Origin of the sequence: Marinomonas rhizomae (genome assembly GCF_024397855.1) — a bacterium.
GTDB classification, from domain to species: Bacteria; Pseudomonadota; Gammaproteobacteria; order Pseudomonadales; family Marinomonadaceae; genus Marinomonas; species Marinomonas rhizomae_A.
The window spans coordinates 4,076,473-4,095,435 of the sequence record NZ_CP073343.1 but is presented as its reverse complement, the minus strand read 5'-3'; the positions used below and the strand labels follow the sequence as shown (position 1 = coordinate 4,095,435).

At 43.9% G+C, this 18,963-nt stretch carries 17 protein-coding genes; 14 read left to right on the top strand and 3 right to left on the bottom strand.

What is annotated here, in order from left to right; translation table 11 throughout:
* The first annotated feature begins 71 nt into the window (after positions 1-71).
* Positions 72-1,058, top strand: a complete 987-nt coding sequence (locus KDW99_RS19180) for an ecdysteroid 22-kinase family protein (protein ID WP_255827104.1) — start codon at positions 72-74, stop codon at positions 1,056-1,058.
* Here the strand turns inward: KDW99_RS19180 and hrpB are convergent.
* On the bottom strand, positions 1,053-3,581 hold the full coding sequence (gene hrpB, locus KDW99_RS19175) for an ATP-dependent helicase HrpB (RefSeq protein ID WP_255827103.1): 2,529 nt from the start codon (positions 3,579-3,581) through the stop codon (positions 1,053-1,055). The two genes, KDW99_RS19180 and hrpB, sit on opposite strands and share 6 nt — an antisense overlap.
* A 47-nt stretch (positions 3,582-3,628) precedes the next feature.
* Entirely contained in the window at positions 3,629-3,943 is a 315-nt protein-coding gene (locus KDW99_RS19170; protein ID WP_255827102.1) for a 2Fe-2S iron-sulfur cluster-binding protein, read from the bottom strand.
* Positions 3,944-4,091: 148 nt separating this feature from the next.
* Here KDW99_RS19170 and KDW99_RS19165 point away from each other — a divergent pair, with 148 nt between their 5' ends.
* The 10 genes from KDW99_RS19165 (at position 4,092) to KDW99_RS19120 (ending at position 14,456) form a co-directional block, all read left to right on the top strand.
* Positions 4,092-4,826, top strand: a complete 735-nt coding sequence (locus KDW99_RS19165; RefSeq protein WP_255827101.1) for a response regulator — start codon at positions 4,092-4,094, stop codon at positions 4,824-4,826.
* The gene (locus KDW99_RS19160; RefSeq protein WP_255827100.1) at positions 4,827-7,355 is read left to right on the top strand and encodes a PAS-domain containing protein; all 2,529 of its coding nucleotides are present in this window, start codon (positions 4,827-4,829) and stop codon (positions 7,353-7,355) included.
* A gap of 154 nt (positions 7,356-7,509) precedes the next feature.
* On the top strand, positions 7,510-8,541 hold the full coding sequence (locus KDW99_RS19155; protein ID WP_255827099.1) for a sugar ABC transporter substrate-binding protein: 1,032 nt from the start codon (positions 7,510-7,512) through the stop codon (positions 8,539-8,541).
* 111 nt (positions 8,542-8,652) lie between these two features.
* A complete protein-coding gene (locus KDW99_RS19150; RefSeq protein WP_255827098.1) occupies positions 8,653-9,735 on the top strand; it encodes an ABC transporter permease in 1,083 nt (360 codons plus the stop codon).
* Entirely contained in the window at positions 9,735-10,532 is a 798-nt protein-coding gene (locus tag KDW99_RS19145) for an ATP-binding cassette domain-containing protein (RefSeq protein WP_255827097.1), read from the top strand. Before KDW99_RS19150 ends, KDW99_RS19145 begins: the two co-directional genes overlap by 1 nt.
* 67 nt (positions 10,533-10,599) lie before the next feature.
* Positions 10,600-11,592 (top strand): substrate-binding domain-containing protein, encoded by a 993-nt coding sequence (locus KDW99_RS19140; RefSeq protein ID WP_255827096.1) that lies wholly within the window; start codon positions 10,600-10,602, stop codon positions 11,590-11,592.
* 68 nt (positions 11,593-11,660) lie between these two features.
* On the top strand, positions 11,661-12,548 hold the full coding sequence (locus KDW99_RS19135; RefSeq protein ID WP_255827095.1) for an AEC family transporter: 888 nt from the start codon (positions 11,661-11,663) through the stop codon (positions 12,546-12,548).
* A gap of 24 nt (positions 12,549-12,572) precedes the next feature.
* Positions 12,573-13,136, top strand: a complete 564-nt coding sequence (locus KDW99_RS19130) for a mechanosensitive ion channel family protein (protein WP_255827094.1) — start codon at positions 12,573-12,575, stop codon at positions 13,134-13,136.
* Between the two features lie 87 nt (positions 13,137-13,223).
* The gene (locus KDW99_RS19125) at positions 13,224-13,499 is read left to right on the top strand and encodes a hypothetical protein (RefSeq protein WP_072842024.1); all 276 of its coding nucleotides are present in this window, start codon (positions 13,224-13,226) and stop codon (positions 13,497-13,499) included.
* Between the two features lie 126 nt (positions 13,500-13,625).
* A complete protein-coding gene (locus KDW99_RS19120) occupies positions 13,626-14,456 on the top strand; it encodes an ion transporter (RefSeq protein WP_255827093.1) in 831 nt (276 codons plus the stop codon).
* 24 nt (positions 14,457-14,480) lie between these two features.
* On the opposite strand, the gene KDW99_RS19115 is transcribed toward KDW99_RS19120, so the two are convergent.
* Positions 14,481-15,377: an EamA family transporter gene (locus tag KDW99_RS19115; protein ID WP_255827092.1), complete on the bottom strand. Its 897-nt coding sequence runs from the start codon at positions 15,375-15,377 to the stop codon at positions 14,481-14,483.
* Positions 15,378-15,669: 292 nt separating this feature from the next.
* Here KDW99_RS19115 and KDW99_RS19110 point away from each other — a divergent pair, with 292 nt between their 5' ends.
* From KDW99_RS19110 to KDW99_RS19100, 3 genes are read left to right on the top strand one after another with little or no spacing between them, the layout of a single operon-like run.
* On the top strand, positions 15,670-16,341 hold the full coding sequence (locus KDW99_RS19110) for a response regulator transcription factor (protein WP_255827091.1): 672 nt from the start codon (positions 15,670-15,672) through the stop codon (positions 16,339-16,341).
* Positions 16,334-17,764 carry a sensor histidine kinase gene (locus KDW99_RS19105; protein WP_255827090.1) on the top strand — a complete coding sequence of 477 codons (1,431 nt, stop codon included), beginning with the start codon at positions 16,334-16,336 and terminating at the stop codon, positions 17,762-17,764. Before KDW99_RS19110 ends, KDW99_RS19105 begins: the two co-directional genes overlap by 8 nt.
* A complete protein-coding gene (locus tag KDW99_RS19100) occupies positions 17,754-18,857 on the top strand; it encodes an ABC transporter substrate-binding protein (protein WP_255827089.1) in 1,104 nt (367 codons plus the stop codon). Before KDW99_RS19105 ends, KDW99_RS19100 begins: the two co-directional genes overlap by 11 nt.
* The last annotated feature ends 106 nt before the right edge of the window (positions 18,858-18,963 follow it).

Below are 18,963 nucleotides of genomic sequence, written 5' to 3'. Positions count from 1 at the left end.
ATTGTGAGTCTGCCTTGCTTTTCCGTTAAGATAATCAGTATTAACTTATGTCTTTATTGTTTGCGAATCTTATGACCCCAGAAATTTTTATTAAACGCGCTTTGCATGCCACTCAAGTTACTCGAGAGAATTTAGTTCAGAGTTTATGGAGTGGTTATGGCGAGGTAGTTCGCTTTTCTGTTCAAGGCTCTGAAATTGCCAATAGTGTTGTGCTTAAATCTATTCAGTTTGGTGAAATGAAGGCGCATCCACGAGGTTGGCAGTCGAGCTTTGCTCACAAACGTAAAGTTCATTCCTATCAGGTGGAAACAAACTGGTATCAAGGTTGGGCCGAGTGCTGTCAAGACAGTGAGAGAGTGGCGAGGTGTCTTGCGTCATGGCAACAAGAAGGTCAGGTGTATATCTTGTTAGAAGATTTAGATGAGGCTGGTTATCCTCGACGTTGTTCCACTTTAGAATTAGAAGAAGTGAGTGTTGTGCTTCATTGGTTAGCAAATTTCCATGCCCGTTTTTTACAGTCTGATAGACAGTATGACTGGCCAGAAGGGTTGTGGCAGCGAGGTACTTATTGGCATTTACAGACACGTCCAGATGAATGGAAAGCTATGATGGATTCATCATTAAAGCAGTCCGCTGAAAAACTAGATGATGCAATCAATACAGCGTGTTACCAAACGCTTGTGCATGGTGATGCTAAGTTAGCTAATTTTTGTTTTTCTGAAGATTTGAGTGCGGTCGCAGCGGTCGATTTTCAATATATTGGTCGTGGTATTGGTGTCCAAGATGTCGCGTATTTTTTGGGTAGTTGTTTAAGCGAAGATGAACTAAGTTTGCATTTAGATTTTCTTTTGGATATCTACTTTTCTGAATTGTCTCGTTGTCTGATTTCGACGGGGGAATCACCTGATTTCGCTGAAGCTGTGGCTCAAGAGTGGCATGATTTATTCCCTATCGCTTGGGCTGATTTCCATCGTTTTATTATGGGCTGGTCTCCAACGCATCCCAAGAACACACCTTTTAGCCAGCAACTAACGGATCAAGCACTAAGACAGTTATGACGATCTTAGCGCTCGATTGGTTTTCGCGGTGGCTTCTGCACTCATAGGGTCTTCTGGCCAAGGGTGTTTTGGATACCTTCCGCGCATTTCTTTGCGAACTTCAGGGTAAGCCTCACGCCAAAAGAAAGCTAAATCTTGAGTTACAGCAAGTGGTCGCTGCCCTGGTGAAAGCAATTCAATACGTACGACTTGATTCAGTACGGTTGGACTCTTTGTATAGCCAAACATTTCTTGCAGTTTGACCCTTAGAGTTGGCTGTTGTTCGCAGTAATCAATAGCATGAGTTGAGCCTGATGGCACCGTGATTCTCGTGGGGACTTTTTGATTAAGAAATTGCTGTTGGTTCCAATCTAACCGAGATAACAATATATCGTTTAACGGAAGCTTATTCATGGCTTGTTGATTGGTCACTTTACCAAGGTATGGCCCGAGCCATTCTTCTAGGTCATTTAATAGTGCGTCATCAGAACAATCCGACCAGAGGTTTTGTTTATCGTGTATAAAGGCAAATTGCAGACGCGCTCGTAGTTGTTCGCTGGAATCGTTCCAAGGCAAAACAGTCAGTCCTTCTTGGCGAATATGCTGGCAAACTGCTTGGCTGATGTCTGCTTCTGATGGCTTGCTCAGTGTTTGTTTATCAATGCACAGTTTGCCAATCCAACGTTGTGATTCACTTAACAGGCGAGCGTCTTTTTTTGACCAAGCAAGATGGTTTTTGATGATTAATAAATCGGCAAAATCATCTATCAACGTGGAAAGCTTGATCGGGTAGGCGAGGAAAATACGATCTTCTTCTTGGCCATGATGGCCGCCGATATCCAGCGCAATAAGCCACTCGCTTTGCGCACAAGGGTCGAGTGACGATAGACTCGCCATGCGTCCATTGGCCAATTTATAGCGGGTCTTGTCATGATCTTGTCCAACGCGTTGAGCAATGCGGTCGGCAAAGGCTCGAATCAATAAAAAGGCGACTTCCTGTTGATTATTCGCCGAAGTTTGTTGAATGCTGATTTGCTGACTACGTTTTCGCCATTGTTGCTGAGCTTTTAAGTAGTTCTGTCTTGGTCGCTTACTCTGTGCCTGATTGTGACCAGCTAACCAATGAAGACGATCAGATAAGTCGCTATGATGATTAGCAAAGGGATCGCCTTCTGACAGTATGGTGCAGATGGCGCTGGCCAAATCGCTGTCACCATTTTGTTTTCCATCTAAAAGCAATCGAGCGAGTCTGGGTTCGATGCCGAGATTGCTCATTTGCTCACCGAGTTGGCTTAACTCTAAAGACGGCTGTGATGTTTGATTTTGTTCAAGAGCTTGCAGATTGGTTAGCAAGTCGATCGATTGTTGCCAATGGCTGCTTGGCGGCGGTGTAATCCAATCCAATTCAAGGCGTTCTTGTACGCCCCATTTCGCCAAATCCATCACTAAACTGCTGAGGTCGCTGATCTCTATTTGTGGCTGAGCTTGTGGGGCGAGTTGATGTTGTTGACCTTCGCTCCACCAACGATAACAAATACCTTCTTCGGTACGTCCTGCTCGGCCCATTCGCTGAGTCGTTTCTGCCTGAGTTGCACGGCGAGTATGTAGGCGCGTTGTCGCGGTGCTGGCATCAAAGCGTGCTTCTCGGCTTAGGCCGCTGTCAATCACCACTCGGATACCATCAATGGTTAAACTGGTTTGGGCAATGGCTGTGGCGAGTACAATTTTTCGAATGGGAGCAGTTGTTGGCTCAATCACCGCCTCTTGTTCTTTTAGGCTTAGTTCGCCATACAAAGGCAAGATGCTTAGATGTGGCTCATGACCTAAACGTTGTTGTAATTGGCTTGCCGCTTGGCGAATTTCTTTTTGACCTGGTAGGAAAACGAGTAGGCTGCCAGTTTCTTCATTAAAGGCTTGGCAAGTGAGTCGAATCACTTCATCGGTGACTTGAAAGGTCTTGAGGGCTTTATTGCTATAACGCATGATGATAGGAAAGCTTCGACCTTGGCTGGTGAGAGTCGGACAAGCGAGCCGTGATTCGAGTGCTGTTGTATCGAGTGTGGCGGACATCACCAAGAGCTTAAGCGGGTCTTCGTCGCGATACAGTTCTCTTGCTTGTAAACATAAGGCAAAGGCTAAGTCCGAGTGCAAATTACGCTCGTGGAATTCGTCGAAGATGACTAAGGCAATGTCATCTAAACTGGGATCATCGTGTAACATGCGAGTTAGTACGCCTTCGGTGACCACCAAAACTTGTGTCTGAGCGCTTTCTTTTCCTTCGTGACGAATACGATAGCCAACGCGTTTTCCAAGCGGCTCTTGCAAGGTATCAGCAAGACGCTTTGCAGCGGCTTTGGCAGCTAAACGTCTTGGTTCCAATATGATAATCTTGCGGCCCTTAAGCCAAGCTTCTTCCATTAAGGCAATTGGCACCACCGTAGTTTTACCAGCACCGGGAGCGGCTTCTAATATCGCTTCATGGTGATGCAATAGTTGATGTTTTAGCTGAGGAATCAGTTGGTAAATTGGCAGTTCGCTGGACATAAGACGGCTCATTAATTCGCTGTGCTCATGATAACGTTTTTAGGCTATTAGCGCAGTCTCACTTTAGGCCTGTCTATGGAGATATCGGTTTTACAAGTGGCGATGCAAGGTAGAAAGTAGCCATTGCGTTTCTCTTTGTCGTTTAAGCCATGCGGTTGCCGATCCGCGTAATCAATCTCGCCGGATAGCAAGGGCGTCAGACAAACACCGCAAACGCCATTGGTGCAAGCTTGTTTGATCGGAATACCTGCGGATACTAACGCGGCCAAGACGGTTTCATCTTGATCTATGTGGATGAATTGCTCAGGATCTAAAAAAGTGAGCAGGATGTTTTTCTTCTGAGGTTGGATTTTCTGCTGCACGAGAAGCTTTTCCTTTTGTTAATCGTCTATTAACTTTAACATGATATTAATGAGAGCTTAGCTCGTAACATCGTGAAAGGTCTCTAATAATGTAGCTATAACGGTTTGTTAGTTTGAATAACAACGATAATGGATTCCAACCCAGACAATGACAGAACAACATAAAAAAACTTTATTGGTAGTGGATGACGATCAAGATATTCGTCAGTTGCTTTGTGACGCCTTGTCGCAAAAAGGTTACAAAGTACTGGAAGCGGAAAATGGCAGCCAAATGTGGCTTCACCTTGAAGCTGAGCCTGTCGATTTGGTATTGATGGATTTATATCTACGAGAAGAGGATGGTTTGAATCTTGCTCGAGATATCCGCGAGCGTTTTGCGATGCCAATCATGATGTTAACCGGCAAAGGTGATGAAACAGATCGAATTTTAGGGCTAGAGTTAGCCGCAGACGATTACATGATGAAGCCGTTTAATTTACGTGAACTGACGGCGCGAATTCATGCTTTGTTACGCCGTTCTTATCAAGTCCCACCAACAGCGGGAAGTACGATTAATCAAGATCACGATTGTTTGAAATTTGGTAGTTGGGCGTTGGACCTCACTGCGCGCCTTTTACATGACCCAAGCGGCAAGTTAGTGACCTTGACCTTAGGTGAATTCTCGCTGTTAGAAGTGTTAGCTCGCCATCCAGATCGTATCTTTTCTCGTGAACAGCTCATAGAGCAAAGCCGAGGCTTAGAAACTGAGGTATTTGATCGAACAGTTGATGTATTGATTCTGCGTCTAAGACGAAAAATAGAAACGAATCCGAAAACGCCAGAGTTCATCAAGACACAACGTGGCCTTGGCTATTTTTTCCAAGGCCCAGTGCGGATTAATTAAATGCGTTTTACCAGTATCCGTCAGAAAGCCTCCTTGTCTATTTTAGCGATTAGCTTGGTAGCGTTTTTTATGGTGGGTATTGGCTGGCAATCCATGCGCGTTAGTGAAGCTTCTTTGTCAGAATTTGAGTCAGAAACCCTACCTGAAATCTCGACCTCTTTAACGCTCGCCGAAGGCGTTGCGCAATTGGCCGCGATAGCACCTTATACCGCTGGTTCTGGGCGTCCTTTTCAATTACAAACCGAATCTGAGCGCATTCATCGTCGTATTCTTGAGCTTCGTGGCGTCGCTGACAGTTTGACGGATTCAGCCTTTCAACAGGATATCGATAAACGATTAGATGATCTGCAAACCACTCTTGAGGAGCTTGTTGCCTTGGTGCGGGAAGAGTTGTATCTACGAGAAGACAGCTTGGCACAACAGTTTCGGATTCGTCAGTTGCCGCTAAATGATGATGCCGCTAGTGTGACTAATCAGCAAGGTTTGGTATGGCTACTGCAATTACTAGAATCGCCGAGTTTGGTGCCAGAAAGCATCTTGGAAAGCTTAAAACTTTCAGAACAAAACGAGCAAGTGGCGAGTATTGCTGATGATTTGCTAATGGCGCATCGACGTTTGAATCAAATACAAGAGCGCAAAAATTATTTGCTGATTGCAATTCGAGCTAAGTCGGAACAATTGAGTAAGCATGTCAGTGATTTCGTTGGTGGTTTGCAAAAGAAAGTGAGCCGTCAACGTCAGGAGGTATCGACCTTTGTAGCCCGTGGTCAGAACTGGATTATCGGTATATCAGTATTTCTTTTGTTGGGTTTGACGCGTTTGTATTGGTACAGCCAACGCATGACCAAAGATTTAGGTGTCGTCACCAATGACATGGAGCAACTGTCTTTGGGGCGTGTAGATTCAAAGCATACGGGAATACGCCGTAACGATGAAATTGGTACCTTGGCTGATACCTTTGAGGTTTTTCGTCGAGATGCTTTAAGGCGTTTGGAAGTCACTGCCGAGCTATCGGAGCAAAAACGTTTGCTGGAAACCATCTTCGATAATATGAACGATGGCTTGAGTGTATTTTCCGCAAAAGGGGCCTTGGTGGCTTGGAACGTGGGTTATCAGAAGTTGTTTGATTTGTCGGACGATGACTTGCACGTCGGTATGGCGATTGATGACGTACAAAACCTTATTAATCAAGGACAACACAAAAACCTTAATTTAGAAAATCAGCAAGTTCATATGGAAGAAGTGAACGTTTCTCGTCATTTGCGTTTTCAAAGTTTTGAGCGTCATTTTGATTCGGGGAAAATTATCGAGTTTCGTTCCAAGCCAATGCCAGAAGGCGGCTTTGTTACCTTATACACGGATTTAACTGAACGTAAGAGTGTTGAAAGCCAGCTTCGTCAGGCGCAAAAAATGGAGATGTTAGGGCAGTTAACAGGTGGCGTTGCTCATGACTTTAATAATCTATTAGCGGCGATTATGGGTAATCTACAAATGCTGTCTGACTCTCGCCCACAGACAGAAGATCAAGCGCGATACATAGAACGCGCTTTGGTCGTTTCTGAGAAAAGCAGCAACTTGGTACAGCGCTTATTGGCCTTTAGTCGTCGTCAGCAACTTTTCCCTGTACCGATTGGGATTGATGACTTGATCGAAGGCATGTTGGATTTGGTCGAGTACAGTGTGGGATCGCATATTGTCGTCGAAAGTGATTTGCAATGTCCTGATGTGGTGAGTTTGATTGATCCCTCTCAGCTAGAAAATGCCTTGTTGAATTTGTCCTTAAATAGCGCCAGCGCTATGCCGGATGGTGGGCGTTTGGCCTTTTCAACCAAGCTGTGCACTTTACCAGACAGCGACGTGCCAGCCATTCGTATTCGAGTAGAAGACTCGGGTGACGGTATTGATGATGACGTAATTGGCCGCATATTTGAGCCTTTCTTCACTACTAAGCCTGTCGGCAAAGGCAGTGGTTTGGGTTTGAGCATGATTTATGGTTTTGTGAAACAAAGTGGTGGTGAAATCAAAGTCACCTCCGAAAAAGGCAAGTGGACGCGTGTTTGCTTGTTTTTGCCCCAACAAATTACATCGCCTGACTTGATTTTAGATAGTGGCGAAGCGGCTGAAGAGAAAGGCCTCAATCAAGGCGTGATAGTCTTGCCTGAATTGAGCTTGGTGTGGCTGGTAGAAGACGACGAAGAAGTATGTCGAGTCATGCGTGAACAATTAGAAAAAATGGGCTTTATGGTGCAAACCTTTGAATGCGCCGAAGCGGTGATGAATGCTTTGAATAAAGCCATTGTGCCGGATGCTATTGTGTCGGATGTTAACTTAGCTGGAACCATGAGCGGTGTTGAGCTGGCACACAGTCTGAATTCTGATTTGTCTGGTTTTACTGGGCCAATATTGCTGATGTCTGGCTTGCCAAAAGACGAATTAAAACAAAAATATCAATTAAAAGACGATGATTTATTTATTTCAAAACCTTTTACTATCAAAGAGTTGAACCAAATATTTCAAATTGAGCGTTGAAATATTACAAATATTACAAAAAAAGATTAAATGATGAAATTATTCATTAGTTTTTTATCTTCATAGTGTTTTATCAAAGCAGAGTCGGGGCTGGATCTGTTTTTGAATGGCATCGCTGCCAATAATAAAAACAAAAATTGGAGTTATAAAAATAATGAAATTCATGCATCGTATTCCGTACAAGAAACTGGCTTGTCTAGTGGCTGCAGGCACACTGTCCACTGTCGCTATGGCAGAAACCCCAATCATAGGTTTGATAACCAAAACCAACACCAACCCATTCTTCGTGAAAATGAAAGAAGGCGCACAGCAAAAAGCCGAAGAGCTTGGTGTTGAATTGCGTACTTTTGCAGGTCGCTACGATGGCGATAATGAAACTCAAGTTCAAGCAGTAGAAAACCTAATCGCCGCTGGCGCGAAAGGCATTCTTATTACACCAAGCGACACCGCAGGTATTGTTCCGACGATCCAAAAAGCACGTGATGCAGGTTTGCTTGTTATCGCGTTAGATACCCCTTTAAGCCCTGCTAGTGCAGCTGACATGACCTTTGCAACGGATAACTTCAAAGCTGGTGAAATGATTGGTATGTGGGCAAAAGCGAAAATGGGTGATAAGGCCAAAGATGCGAAAATTGGTTTGCTAGATTTGAGCACCAGCCAAATTACCGTAGACGTTGCACGTGACCAAGGTTTCTTACAAGGTTTCGGTATTGATCTTAAAGACCCAAAACGAATGGGCGATGAAACAGATCCTCGCATTGTTGGTAATGATGTGACACAAGGCTCTGAAGAAGGTGGCCGTCGTGCGATGGAAAATCTACTTCAAAAAGATCCAGAAATTAACTTGGTTTACACCATTAACGAGCCCGCTGCTGCTGGTGCGTATGAAGCATTGAAATCGTTCGGACTTGAAAAAGACGTATTGATTGTTTCTGTTGATGGCGGTTGTCCAGGCGTTCGTAATATCAAAGATGGCGTGATAGGCGCTACTTCTATGCAATTCCCTCTTAAAATGGCCTCTGAAGGCGTCACTGCGATTGTTGAGTTTGCTAAATCTGGCTCACGTCCTTCGGCATCAAATGGTCTAGATTTCTTCGATACCGGCGTTCAGCTCATTACTGATGAGCCAGTAAAAGGCGTTCAATCTGTTTCGTCTAAAACTGGCTTGAGCATGTGTTGGGGCTAATCAATCTCTTATGATAGATGGGTGTGAAGGCGCCCTTATTTGCCGTTAGTCGAGCTTTTGGCTAACGGCACTTTTTCTATCTAGCGCAATGTTTCCTCTCTGGAGTAGTCTATGAGTTCTACCAACACAAAACCGTCTACAGCGGTGCTTGATCACGACAAAGTTGCGGATCAAGCCAGTACCTATGTTGCCAAGTTCGAGCGTAAAGAAACCTTTGTGCAGCGTTTCCAAAAGTTTCTTCATCATTATCCAATTGCAGCGCCAAGTATTGTTCTTTTATTGGCTATTTTTTGCTTTAGTTTGATTGTCGGTGATCGCTTTTTATCACCTTTTAATCTGTCTTTAATTCTGCAACAGGTCACTATTATTGGTGTGATAGGTGTTGCTCAAACGTTAATTATTTTAACCGCGGGTATCGATTTATCTGTGGGTGCCATCATGGTGTTAGCGTCCGTGGTCATGGGGCGCATGGCGATGGATTATGGCTTTGAAGCTTGGCTTGCCTTGTTGATCGGTATTGGCGTTGGTGCGATTGCAGGGTTTATTAATGGCTTGCTGATTACGCGCATGAAGTTGCCGCCTTTTATCGCAACGCTTGGTTCATGGAACGTCTTTTTTGCCTTGAACTTGTGGTATTCAAAAAGTGAAACTATTCGTTCTCAAGATATCAGTGCGGCGGCGCCTTTATTGCAATGGTTGGGTGAAACCATCAACGTATTTGGTGCCAGATTAACGTATGGTTCTTTGTTGATGCTGGGCATCTTTTTTGTGATCTGGTACGCGTTGAATTGGACTCCGTGGGGGCGTCACGTTTATGCCACGGGTGATGATCCTGCAGCGGCAAAATTAGCGGGTATTCGTACGGATCGTATTTTGCTTTCGGTTTATATTTTGGCTGGTGTGGTTTGTGCCATCGGTGCGTGGGTGTTGATTGGTCGTATTGGTTCCGTTAGCCCTCAAGCGGGTTACACCACAAACTTAGACAGTATTACAGCCGTGGTTATTGGTGGTTGTAGTTTGTTTGGTGGTCGAGGGTCTATCTATGGCACCTTGATTGGCGCATTGGTTGTTGGCGTATTTCGTAATGGTTTGGCACTCGCGGGTGTCGATGTGTTGTGGCAAGAGTTCACCGTCGGTATTTTGATTATTGTCGCCGTTGGTGTTGATCAGTGGATCCGAAGAGGGACAGCATAATGGTAGCTCAATACGATAAAACTCCCGTGTTACAAACGAAGAATTTGGTAAAACGCTATGGCAGTGTTACGGCGATTGATCATGCTGATTTTGAACTTTATCCAGGTGAAATATTAGCGGTCATTGGCGATAACGGCGCCGGAAAATCTTCATTGATAAAAGCCTTGTCTGGCGCTTTGATTCCGGACGAAGGGGAAATCTTGTTGGATGGCAAGCCGGTGCATTTCTCTTCCCCAATGGAAGCTCGCGCATTAGGTATCGAAACGGTTTACCAGAACTTGGCAGTATCGCCAGCGTTAAACATTGCCGATAATTTATACTTAGGACGCGAGTTGTTAAAGCCAGGTATTTTAGGCAAGGTTTTCCGTATGCTTGATAAAAAAGAAATGGAGCGCCGCGCTAAGGATAAAATGACCGAGCTGGGTTTGATGACTATTCAAAATATTAGCCAAGCCGTTGAGTCGCTTTCTGGTGGTCAGCGCCAAGGTGTAGCGGTTGCTCGCTCTGCTTTGTTTGGCAGCAAGGTGGTGATCATGGATGAGCCAACAGCAGCACTTGGGGTTAAAGAGTCTCGCCGAGTATTGAACTTGATCAAAGAGGTTCGTGACCGTGGATTGCCCATTATCTTGATCAGTCACAATATGCCGCATGTATTCGAAGTGGCCGACCGTATCCATATCCATCGGTTGGGTAAGCGCGCGGCGATTGTGACACCTCAGACCCATAGTATGTCGGACGCCGTCGCCATTATGACGGGTGCCATGGCAGTTGGTGAGTCAGAGGAAGAAGCGGCCTAAGCCAAACCGCTATTTTTATCTGCCATCAGGTAGGGCAAAATAGCGGCCTTTCATCAGGGGAAACAACATGAGCCTAATTAAACAGTCAATGTCGAGTTTTCAGAAAGCACGACAGCTTTGGAAAGGCTATCGCCTAATGCCAAGCCTATTGGCGGTTTCGATTGTCGCCGTTTCGCTTTCTCCTTTGGCCTCTCAATCCTCAGAGCCGGAATCTTCAGAGCGGCAACCCCTTAAATCAATTGGTATTAGCGTAGCCGATTTGGGGAATCCTTATTTTGTTCAGCTGGTGGAGACTGTATCTGCAAAAGCGGAAGAGTTAACGGGTGCGCCCGTTAAAATGCTGATTCGCTCAGATGCGTATGATTGGCAACGACAAATTGGTCAAATCAATGACTTCATCGAGCAAAAAGTCGATTTGATCGTCTTAACCGCCGCGGATGAGTACAAGGTTGCCGCCGTTGTCGCTAAAGCACAAAGAGCAGGTATTAAAGTGATCGCTGTGGATGTTAATGCACAAGGTGCAGATGCCACCATTACCACAGACAATGTACAGGCTGGTGCTATTGCTTGTGAAAAACTGGCCGAGAAAATTGGTTACCAAGGTAATTTCGTTATTATTAATGGTGTCTTAGTATCGTCTGTTATAGAGCGAGTCGCCGGCTGTAAATCCGCATTGAATAAATACCCGCAAATTACCCTGTTGAGTGACCGAATGAACGGTACTGGCAGCGTTGAAGGCGGAATGGAAGCCATGACGTATTTGATGGAAGAATACCCTCACATTGACGCGGTATTTACCATTAATGATCCAACGGCATTTGGTGCTTTACAGGCGTCGCAACAAGCCAAACGCGACGAATTTGTGCTGGCGTCGATTGACGGTGCGCCATTTGCGGCCGAGATTATTAAGCAAAAGGGGAACCCTTGGATTGCTACTGCTGTCCAGCGTCCTATTCCTATGGCGGAAAAAGCCATTGAAATTGGTATGGATTTATTAAAAGGCAAAGACGTTGCTCAGCGTTTTATTTTGATTCCTTCAACGTTAATAGAGAAAAACTAATTTTTAATCCATCTTGGTCTTTTGTTGGCAGGGCGTTAAGCTAATGCCCTTCGTGAAAGAGGCTATTAATGGACACTTCGACGTTATTTTTACAAATTTTTAATACGGTTTTCCCTTTGGCCAGTATCGTGCTGGTGGCGTTTTTATATGCACGAGTTCGCCCTACGGACATGACGGTGGCGAACCGCTTAAATATCAGTGTTTTTTGCCCCGCGCTTATTTTTTCTGTTATGGCCTCGAAAGAGTTCCATATTGCCTTATATGTGGATTTGATCATTGCCGCTACTGTGGTGGTATTGGGGTCAGGTTTACTGGTTTGGCCGTTATGTAAGTGGCTAAAAATTTCGCCTAAAACCTTAGTTCCTCCAATGATGTTTAACAATAGCGGCAACTTGGGGATTCCTTTGATTGTACTGGCTTTTGGTGAATCCGCTTTGCCGATCGCGGTAGTGCTATTCCTCACCGAAAACTTGCTACATTTTACCGTTGGTATGTATTTACTTAATCCAAAAACCAACCTTCTTAATGTGCTGAAAATGCCGATGATCATCGCGACGATATTAGGTTTAATATGGAGCCTACAAGGTTGGACGGTTATGCCAGCAGTCAAAGTATCCGTTGATATGATGGGGCAAATCGCTATTCCTCTGATGCTATTTGCGCTCGGCGTTCGTATGACGAATGTCGACTTTAGTGAATGGAAACTGGGTGTGATTAGCGGCTTTTTGTGTCCATTAAGTGGTCTGGTTATTGCTGTCATTTGGTATTACGTCGTTGGTATGTCACCAGAGAATTTCGCCTACTTACTTATCTTTGCTTGTTTACCGCCAGCGGTGTTGAATTACATGGTGGCCGAGCTTTATCAGCAGGAGCCTCATAAAGTGGCATCGATTGTGTTGATCAGTAATTTGATGAGTGTGGGGATTATTCCTGGTGTGTTGTTCTATGTTTTATAAATTCGTTTTAGGAGAAAAAGCGTAATGGTTCAGATTGGCTTAATCGCTTTATTAGTGGTGGCTTATGTCATTGTGTCTCGTATTTTAAAGTCGACGGTAAGGTTGTTGGGGCAAAAGAGTTTCGCCAACGAAGTGCGAATAACCTACGTTTCGAAAATGCTAAATCTTGGTTTTACCGCGACTTTTGTTATGTTGGTTTGCTTGGTACTAGGGATTGGTTATGGACAGTTGGCGATCTTTTTCTCGTCTGTTTTTGCCGTTGTAGGCGTGGCGCTATTCGCTCAGTGGTCCATTTTAAGCAACATCACAGCGAGTTTAATTATCTTTTTCAGTTTTCCTTATCGAGTAGGAGATTGGGTAAAGGTGGTCGATAAAGACGATGAGATTTTGGGGCAAATTATGGAAATATCGTCTTTTCATGTGATCATTCATCGGCTATCTGGCGATGTAGTGACTTACCCTAATAGCTTGATTCTACAAAAAGCAGTTGTGCGTTTTGAAAGCCGAGAAGCCGCACAGGCAATGAGTCAATTTAAAGAGTCAGGAACCCCAGAAGATAAAGTAGAGCAGCAAAGTACTATTTCTTAAAGTTGAGCAAAAAGTAAACAATTTTTTAAGATTTCAGATCTTTGTGTCATACTAAGATGCTTTGATCTTTAAGAAAGGAAATCTCTCGTGAAATCCGATCCTGAGTCTTTGTTAAAAAACAATGATGCGCTGATTCATTCCGATGCGCTGAAAGTAAAATCTCATGCCCAACGCCCTCAAGAAGACTGGGTGCTACACACTTTAATGATCGAAGGCTACGATGTCCCATTTCGCTTTAAACGCCAAGGCAAATATCGCACCTTACGCGGTGCTCGTGTGAATCTCACCTATTACCCGACTCAAGAAATGGTCGCGGGAATTCCAGTTGAAATTATGAAAGTGGTGCGCGTTAAGCGGACTTAACCATCAAGTGCTGTAACTTATCTCGCTTCTGCTTTTATTCTTTATGATATGAACTTAATATGGCGACTCCTGTCAGTGTTTCAGGTGTTTATTGTCGAGATCGTTGCATATTAGGTGTAGAAAAGCATGGAAATGAATCATTCTGAAAGTTGGTTTGCCAAGATAAAGCGCATAGAGCGCAGCCCGTGGTTTCAGGGCTTTATTATTGGCATTATTGTGGTCGCCGCATTAACGGTTGGCGCTAAAACCTATTCTTTGCCTTACGGTATTGATAAAGCCATTAATTTTCTCGACAACTTTATTACTGTTTTCTTTTTAGTTGAGCTCTCACTTCGTTTTATCGCCTGTGATGATAAGCGTCGCTTTTTTAAAGATCCTTGGAATATCTTTGATACCGTGATTGTTGTTGGCAGTTTGATGCCAATATCAGAGACCGAAATGATTCTTGTCGCACGTCTACTGCGTGTGTTCCGAGTGTTACGTCTGGTGTCTATCATTCCTGATCTGCGTTTCTTGATTAACGCCTTGCTAAAAGCCATCCCAAAAATGGGCTACATTGCCTTGTTGATGTTTATCATTTTTTACATCTTCGCAGCGGTCGGCTCGATCTTTTTCCATCAAGTAAATGAAACGCTTTGGGGTGATATTGCCATCTCAATGCTGACATTATTTCGTGTAGCAACGTTCGAAGATTGGACGGATGTGATGTACGAAACCATGGAAGTGTATCCGTTTAGCTGGGTTTTCTACATCATCTTCATATTCCTAACCGCCTTTGTGTTTTTGAACATGATGGTGGGTGTGATGTTAGATGTCATGACCCGCGAAACAGCAGAAGAAGAGCACGAGAATCAAGAGAGCAATCACCAAGCCTTGGTAACACAAATTTCTGAGTTACAAGCTCAAGTCGCACGTCTTGCGGATAAAATCGACGCGCAACAAGATCGAAAAGATTAACCTACCTTCAATTTCAAAACGACTTCAAGCGGTGCGCTGGCTAACTTTCTTTAACCAGCGGCCGCCGAATGTGTTTAGCATTAGCCCTACTAATACGATCAAAATCCCTATCCATTGCATAGCGCTAACCGTTTCAGACAGAAAAATTTCAGCTGATGTTAATCCGACCACAGGTACGCCCAAGGTCAACGGTGCTACGGTTGCTGCAGGGTAACGAGACAACAAATAGCTCCACAAACCATAGCCAGCCAAGGTAGCAAAGAGCGATAGGTAGGCAAGTGACGCTATGGATTTAAAGCTTAGTTCAATGATGTTGCTCCACATGACATCGCCGCCATCAATAAAGTAGGCACATATAAAGAAAGGGACTGGCGGAATCCAGCTCGACCAAACAATTAGGTTTAGGTTGGCATCGTAGCCTTTTCGACTAATGATTTTAGTGAAAATATTACCCATTGCCCAGCTAGATCCTGCGGCTAAAGTTAAGCCAAAACCAAGTGCTGTCATGGTGGAGTCTTCATTGTCCAATCCGATGACCGCCAAGCCACCAATAGCGATACCAATGGCGAGCACTTGATAAGGTCGCACGGCTTCCTTTAGCAATAAGATAGCGAATAATAGAGTGAAAATTGCTTGGGATTGCAGCACTAAAGAAGCTAGGCCAGCGGGCATTCCGAAAGATATAGCGCTGAATAAAAAAGCAAATTGGCCGAAGTTCAATGATAAGGCATAACCAATACACCAAAGCAGCGGTGTATTAGGGCGAGAGAAAAAGAAGCAACCAATCATACCTATAACGAGGAAGCGTAATCCGCCCAACATCATCGGCGTGAGCTCGTCCAGCCCCCAACGCATGACAATAAAGTTAAAGCCCCAGGCGATGATGATAATCAGCGCCAAAAACATATCTTTGCGAATCATGTTGAGTCCTTAACTTTGTCATAGTGAGGCGAAAATAAGCCAACTACTTTACGTGTTTTCGATAAGCTTGCACATGGACAGATAAAGGAAGAATGGAGAACACAGATCATGAGAGTCTCTTATTGTTGAGACATACACGGTATTCATTTTTCAGCAAATCCATTAATAGAAGTGATAGTCCATTCATTCATGTTGGAATATAGTCTAAATTGACAAGGTTCCGAGTGCAAACCGAGTACCGCACATTCAATCTGCCCTATAACAATAAAGAAGTCACAAGAGCATCAGTATCATGCGTATTTTAGTAGTAGAAGATGATCGTATTTTAGGCGAAGCCATTAGCCAAAGAATCAGTCGAATGGGGCATGGTCTTGATCTTGCGCAAACTGGTTTACAGGCAAATCAAATGTTGGCATTGCAAGAATACGATCTCATGCTATTGGATCTAAATTTGCCGGATATGACAGGGGCTCAAATATTACAAACGCTTCGAAAAAAACACTCTAATACGCCGGTGATTGTGCTGACTGCCCGTGATGAAGTAAAAGATCGCATAGAGCTTTTGGATCTAGGTGCTGATGATTATATGACCAAGCCCGTGGACTTTGGTGAGCTTGAAGCTCGTTGTCGTGCTTTGCTCCGTCGTAGCCAAGGGCAAGCACAAAATACGATAGAATACGGCAATGTTAGTTTAGACCTGCAAGCATGCACTGTGACTATTGGCGATCACCTGGTCGAGTTAAAGCAGCGAGAGTTTCGTTTATTAGAAGTGTTCATCAGCCACACCGGAAGAGTGTTAAGCAAAGAAGTCTTGATAGAACATATTTATAATTTTAATGAAAACCCGAACCCTAGTGTCATTGAAATTTACGTAGCTCGTTTGAGGAAGTCTCTGCAAAGCAGTGACATCAACATCAGAACCATTCGAGGCCTTGGCTACTTGTTGGAAAAGCATCATGGCTAAGGCAACTACCTCGATTCGCCGGCAATTGATTCTAATGGTTGCGACAGTGTTGATAGTGATTAACGCAGTGGCTCTTTGGAGTGCGCATATTTATGCAAATAGAGCGGCGAAAGAGTCTTATGATCGGCTTCTTTATGGCTCTGCTTTACAGATGGCCGAAAATATCAACATATTGGATTCGCAGTATTTTATCGATTTGCCCGTTTCGGCATTTGAAACCTTAGCCTTATCTACCTCAGATCGCGCCTTTTATTCCATTATGAATGGACAATATCAGGTGCTGACAGGTTATAACGATCTTCCTAATATTCCGTTTACCCAGTTGCTTCAGCAATCCAGCGAGAAAGAAAAATTTATTCCTATTTATTATGAAGCTATGTATCACGATGAGATGGTGCGATTTATTGCGTTAGGGAAACGCTTGTTAGAGGGAGACAGTGTTAACGATGTTTTTATCATCGTCGGACAAACATTGGATGCTCGACGTGCTGCGGCGACGGAAATCAGCCAAATGGCATTGCAATTTGTAACCTTATTTTTCTTCATCACGTTACTTCTATTACTTTTTGTTATTTGGCGAGTATTACAACCCTTGCAAACGATCAAGCAAGCCATTACTGAGCGCTCGTCTCAAGAGCTGTCTCCTTTAGATGCGAATGTGCCCAGTGAGATAGCGCCATTACTAAAAAGCATTAATTATTTTATGGCCCAGCTGGATAGCACGTTAAACCGACTAAAACGTTTTACAGCAGAAGCGGCCCATCAGATCCGTACGCCTTTGGCTGGTCTAAATTCACAGGCGCAAAACGCAATAGATGAAACCGATGAAGTGTTACGGCAAAAGCAACTACAGCATATTTTAGAAAGCAGTAACCTATTGACCAATACGGTCAATCAGCTTCTTAGTCGCGCTACGTTGACACATCGTTATCAGAGTCATCCTTTTAGCCCTGTGTCTTTGGACTATGTGATCAAAGAAACTTGCCGTGAGCTGGTGGTTTGGGCGTTAGAGCGAGAAGTGGAGATTGAATACGTTGGCGATATCCAAGCAACAATTAATGGAGATGAGTTTGCACTCAAGCAAATGCTGCAAAATGTCATCGAAAATGCCATTAAATACAGCCCAAAAGGTGGTGTGGTGGAAGTTGAGTTGATGATTGTTTTTGAACAATCCGTCCCCTTAATTGTGCTACAAATTCGAGACCAAGGAGTGGGTGTACCGGATCAGGATAAGGAGCATATTTTCGAGTACTTTTATCGTAGTCCTGACAATTTCGCATCAGGTTCCGGAATCGGTTTATCTATTGCTAAAGACGTGGCGGAACACCATGACGCTAGATTTCACTTAAAAGACAATCAGCCAACCGGATTAATTGTAGAAGTCATTTTCCCTCAACGAAAAGGACTGTCGTATGAAAGTTAGTTGTCTGTTAGGGCTTGGTTTAATTTTGGTTAGTCGTATGGTATTTGCTGATGCCGTGCGGCAAGATTCTTATATCGCTTTTCCAAGTCTGAATAAACAACCCACGTATCAGGAGGATGTGCTTGTTATTAATGGAGCTGTAAATCATCAAGCAATTGAGCCATTGTTTAGGGCATACCAAGAAAAGTATCCGAATGTAGCCATTCATTACACTGAATCGAATACTCGTCATTTATACGAGCAATTTATCTCTCAGCCTAACGTTAGACCTGATGTGATGCTTAGCCCAGCGATGGATCTTCAGTTTAAGTTGGCTAACGACGGTTACGCCTTGAGTTATAACTCGCCAGAGCTTGTTAATGTTCCTAAGGGCTCACATTGGCGAAATGAGTTGTTTGGTTTTACCTACGAACCAATCGTGACGGCGATAAACAGCGATATTCTGGCTGGTGACGAGTTGCCCCAAAGTCGTGAGCAGTTATTGAATTTGATCCGGAATAAAAATCATCTTTTAGACGATAAAATGGGCTTATTTAATATTGAGCAATCTGGATTGGGTTATCTAACATGGGCCTATGACGGTCAGCAATCCCGTAGTTATGGTCGGTTATTGGAAGCGTTCGGGAGGCACCAAGCTCGGCTTTATACGGATACTTCCTCCATGCTAAATGCGCTTTTAAAAGGCCAGATATTCATCGCTTATAATCTTGTCGGCGCCTATTCCTATCAGTGGTCGCAACAGTATGCATGGATTAAAACCATCATGCCGACAGATTATACGACGATCATAATGCGCACCGCATTTATTCCTCGTGATGCTCAGCAGCCGACATTGGCGAAGCGCTTCATTGATCTTTTATTGTCTCCAGAAGGGCAGCATGTACTTGCTAATCAATCAGGCATTACGCCAATAAGTGCAAAGGCTAAAGGTCCATATAGTCGAGATGAATTGAGTAAATTGCCACATGGAATTTTTCGTCCAATTCCTCTTGGCTTAGAATTGCTTATTCAAACAGACGATGCCAAAAAACAACTTATTTATCATGAATGGGACAATGCTATGTTTGCTGAGCCTAACAATCTTTCTCAATAGTTTTTATTTTTTTATGAAGTATTCAAGACCCATGAAAGGTTCATGAAAGGTTTCCTCGCTAGAGTGTTCTAAGCAATAACAAAACAAAAATAAGTTGGAGAATACT